The following is a 4,862-nucleotide window of genomic DNA, read 5'->3' as shown; positions in this document are numbered from 1 at the left end:
AGGAAATGTAACGTATACTTATACTTTTACCGATTGTGAAGGAAATACGCACAATTGGGTACATACTTTTACTGTTGACGATACAACTCCACCAACTGGAATTGCACCTTCAGATATTTTAGATTTACAATGTACTTCGGAAATACCTGTTGCAGATATTAACTTAGTAACTGATGTTACTGATAATTGTAGTGGAACAGTTACAGTAACTGTTTCAGAAACAAATAATGGCGGAAGTGGTTGTAATGGTAATCCTTTAATTGTTACAAGAACATATACCTTAACAGATTGTAGTGGTTTAGCAACAAATTTAGTTCAAACTATTGTTGTTGAAGATAATACTGCTCCTACTTTCACAAGTGAATTACCAGCAAATATTAGTGTTTCATGTGATGCTATTCCTGAAGCGCAAACTTTAACGGCTTCTGATAATTGTGATAATGATGTATTTATTTCTGTAGCAGATAGTATTGACACTAGTAATTCAAATTGTGCTGGACAATATGTAATAATAAGAACATGGACAGCCACAGACGATTGTAATAATAGTGTAACTCATTCACAAACAATAACGGTTTCTGATACAGCTGCACCAACAATTGTTACACCATTAGATACTGAAATTGATGTAATTTGTTCAGAAATCCCACCAACTCCAACACCTGAATTTATTGATAATTGTTCTGGAGTATTTGATGTAATTCATAACGAAACTACAAACACTATTTCAATTTATGAGTACACAATTACTCATGTGTGGACGGTTTCTGATAATTGTGGAAATGAGGCAACTTTCTCGCAAATTGTTAATGTAACAGTTGAAAATCCTTTTGAAGCAATTACTTACGCAATTTGTATTGAAGAAGACCCAATTGATTTATTTACTATATTAGACGATTCAATTCCTACAGATGGAACTTGGGTTGAGATTACATCTTCTGGTGGATTATCAGGAAATATTTTTAATCCAGAAAATGTAACTTTAGGATATTATACATTACAATATACTGTTAGTCAGGAAAACAATGATTGTCCAATGATATTTGAAGTTTACTTAAATGTAAACGATGATTGTGTGGTTTTAGCAGCTTGTGATATTACAGTTTACAACGCTGTTTCACCAAACGATGATTTTTCAAATGATATTATGATAATTGACGGAATTGAATGTTATCCAAACAATACAGTAGAAATTTATAATCGATGGGGAATTTTAGTTTATGACGAACAAGGTTATGATAATGCACTGAAATCATTTAAAGGAAAATCAGAAGGTAGAAATACTTACAATAAAAACGAACTTTTACCAGATGGAACTTATTTCTATATTTTGAAATACACAGATGAAGAAAATAAAAATCATGACAAATCGGGCTATCTATACCTTAACCGTTAAGAAACATAGCAACTAAAAAAATGACCAAGATGAAAACTTATATCACCATAGTTTGTACATTCATTTTAAATGTTTTGTGCTATTCACAACAAGATTCTCAATACACTCAGTATATGTATAATACTGCAAATGTAAATCCTGCTTATGCCGGTTCAAGGGAAACTTTGACTGCATTTCTCTTACACAGAAATCAATGGGTTGGCTTAGAAGGTGCACCAGTTACAAACAATTTCACTGTAAATACACCAATAGGAGATTCAAATTTTGGAGCTGGAATTTCATTTACAAATGATAAAATTGGACCAACATCTGAAAACGAAATATCTGCAGATTTAGCTTATTTTATTCAGATTTCAGAAAATTATAAACTATCTTTAGGTTTGAAAGGAACTGCTAATTTATTTAATTTAGATGTGAACAAACTAACCATTTATGATCCAACAGATCCTCAATTTCAAAATGTGGATACTGAGTTTTCGCCTAATGTTGGTGCGGGTTTATATTTGTTTTCAGAAAATACCTATGTAGGTTTATCGGTTCCAAATTTCTTTGAGAGCTATCGTTATAATGATAATAATGTGAAAATTACAAAAGAAAAAATGCACTTTTATTTTATAGCTGGACATGTTTTCGAATTAAGTCCAAGTTTAAAATTTAAACCAGCCTTATTAACAAAAATGGTTGAAGGCGCTCCTCTTCAAGCTGATGTAACTGCAAATTTTTTATTGTTTGACAAATTAACACTAGGAGCAGCTTATCGATGGGATGCAGCCGTAAGTGCTTTAGCTGGCTTTCAAATTTCGGATTCTTGGTTTATTGGCTACGGATATGATTTAGAAACTACTAAATTAGCACGATACAATTCAGGTTCGCACGAAATATTCCTTCGTTATGAACTTTTTAACAGAACACGAGTAACTGCACCTAGATTCTTCTAAAATTACGATTATGAAAACAAGATACACCATTTTATTCATCATTGGAATCACATTTTTTTCCTTTGGACAATCGGGAAAATTAAAATCTGCGGATAAAAAATACGACACTTATTCCTATATCGATGCCATCGAAATTTATGAAAAAGTAGCCGAAAAAGGTTATAAATCGGTTGATTTATTTCAAAAATTAGGAAACGCTTACTATTTCAATGGCGAATTAGATAAAGCTTCAAAATGGTATGGCGATTTGTTTGCGCTTAATCAAGAAGTTGATGCTGAATACTATTTTAGATATGCACAAGCATTAAAATCGCAAGAAAATTACACCAAATCAAATGAATACATGGAACTTTTCAACAAGAAATCTCCAGATTCAAGAGGAAAATTATTCGTGCAGAACAAAGATTATCTTTCAGATATTAATGCCGTTTCAGGAAAATATACTATTGGAAAAACGGATATAAACTCTGAATTTTATGATTATGGCCCTTCATTTTTTGGTGATCAAGTTGTTTTTACATCATCAAGAAGTGAAGGTAATTCACACTCAAAAATTCACAATTGGACCAATCAGAATTTTACAGATTTATTTGTAACTTCAATTGATAACAATGGAAAATTAGGTGGTGTAGAAAATTTTTCAAAAGAAATCAATACCAAATACAATGAATCTTCGCCCGTTTTTACAAAAGACGGCAAAACCATGTACTTTACCCGAAACAACTACAATGATGGAAAAAAAGGAAAAAGTACAGATAAAAGCATTTTAGAAAAAATTTACAAAGCCGAATTAGTCAATAACGAATGGACAAATGTAAAAGAACTTCCATTTAACAATGACAATTATAAAACTGCCCATCCAGCTTTGAGTCCCGATGAAAAAACATTGTATTTTGCATCAAATATGCCTGGAAGTTTAGGAATGTCTGATTTATACAAAGTGTCTATTGATGCCAACGGAAACTTTGGAACACCCGAAAATTTAGGCCCAACCATCAATACCGAAGGAAGAGAAACTTTCCCTTTTATTGATGCTGATAACAACTTATTCTTTGCTTCAGACGGACATCCAGGATTAGGAGGTTTAGACGTTTTTGAAGCTAAAATGGTTAACAACTCGTTCCAAAAACCACAAAATATTGGTAAGCCTATCAACAGTTCAAAAGACGATTTTGGTTATGTGAACAAAGACAAATTAGGCTTCTTTACTTCAAACCGAGACGAAGGTGTGGGTTTTGATGACATTTACACCTTTACAATTTGCACGTATACTTTAAGCGGATTAATCAAAGATATTGACACTCAACTTATATTACCCAATTCAAAAGTGGTTTTATTTGACGAAAACATGAACAAAGTAAGCGAAACGACTTCGTCTGAGAAAGGCTATTATGAATTCCAATTGGATTGCGATAAAAAGTATTATGTAAGAGCTTCAAAAGAAGAATACGAAACGGCTGAAAAAACCTTTACTTCAAATAAAACAACCGGAACATCGAATTTAGATATTGAATTAAAACGCAATGTTATTCCAATTGAAGAAGGAACCGATTTAGCAAAAGTATTGAACATCAGCATTATTTACTTTGATTTAGACAAATGGAATATTCGACCAGATGCTGCAGAAGATTTAGAAAAAATTATAGCGGTGATGAAACAATATCCAACTATGGTTGTCGACATTCGTTCGCATACCGATAGCCGTCAAACGCACAAATACAATGAATTACTATCTGACCGAAGAGCAAAATCTACTTTAGAATTTATGGTGAAAAACGGCATCAGTAGAAGCCGATTAACCGCCAAAGGATATGGTGAAAACCAATTGCTAAACAACTGTGCCGACGATGTACCGTGTAGTGAAGAAGAACACCAAAAAAATAGACGAAGTGAATTCATTGTTATAAAAATGTAAACACCTAAACCACAATAAAAAAGCAGTTATTTTGAAAGGAATAGCTGCTTTTTTATGTAGTAAAAATTTTATATATTTGATGTTATTTACTAGTTATATGCAATTTTAGAAATTATCTCGTGAATTATAATCACTTAATAAACAATGACGAAACGATTAAGCAAATAGTTAATTCTAAAAAAGGATTACTTATGCATACTTATGATTTGTTCAAAATATTAGCTTTTATCTTTTTCATGACAATTTCCATCTACGTTGGGTTTGCTGGTGGTAATTATTTTTTCATTCTTTTTAGTGCAATTGTACTATTTATATTTTCAAGAGCTGTAGTAATAAGATATAAAAATACTCTTTCAACTTATGTTATAACATCAAAAAGAATTTTGTTTATCCAAAATGATAAAATTATAAAATCAAAATTTATTGAAAGTCTACAAACTGCTTCATATGAAAATTGTGGAAATAATCGTGGATATATAATTCTTGGCGAATCAGAAGAATTATTCGCTGGCAGAGGAGTTAATTTTACTGAAGATGAATTCGTTTTAGATAATTTAACAAATTATAATGAAACTGCTGAATTACTTAAAAAAATGATAAAAAAAACTGCATA

4 protein-coding genes are annotated in these 4,862 nt (G+C 31.4%); all 4 read left to right on the top strand.

What is annotated here, in order from left to right; translation table 11 throughout:
- The coding region (locus M9Q43_RS04510) for a gliding motility-associated C-terminal domain-containing protein (RefSeq protein WP_262317779.1) at positions 1-1,396 on the top strand (1,396 nt) is incomplete at its 5' end.
- Between the two features lie 29 nt (positions 1,397-1,425).
- Positions 1,426-2,334 carry a PorP/SprF family type IX secretion system membrane protein gene (locus M9Q43_RS04505; RefSeq protein WP_262317778.1) on the top strand — a complete coding sequence of 303 codons (909 nt, stop codon included), beginning with the start codon at positions 1,426-1,428 and terminating at the stop codon, positions 2,332-2,334.
- Positions 2,335-2,344: 10 nt separating this feature from the next.
- On the top strand, positions 2,345-4,249 hold the full coding sequence (locus M9Q43_RS04500; RefSeq protein ID WP_262317777.1) for an OmpA family protein: 1,905 nt from the start codon (positions 2,345-2,347) through the stop codon (positions 4,247-4,249).
- A 119-nt stretch (positions 4,250-4,368) separates the two neighbouring features.
- Positions 4,369-4,862: hypothetical protein (locus tag M9Q43_RS04495; protein WP_262317776.1), on the top strand; the 494-nt coding region annotated here is incomplete at its 3' end.

Origin of the sequence: Flavobacterium odoriferum, from assembly GCF_025499515.1 — a bacterium.
In the GTDB taxonomy this organism is placed as follows: Bacteria; Bacteroidota; Bacteroidia; order Flavobacteriales; family Flavobacteriaceae; genus Flavobacterium; species Flavobacterium odoriferum.
Note: the sequence above shows the minus strand (reverse complement) of the source record. Positions and strands in the feature narration are given on the sequence as shown.

What these genes read in the sequence shown, in the direction of transcription:
- M9Q43_RS04500 (WP_262317777.1), top strand. Translation starts at nt 2,345, where the DNA reads ATGAAAACAAGATACACCATTTTATTCATCATTGGAATCACATTTTTT.
- M9Q43_RS04505 (WP_262317778.1), top strand. Translation starts at nt 1,426, where the DNA reads ATGAAAACTTATATCACCATAGTTTGTACATTCATTTTAAATGTTTTG.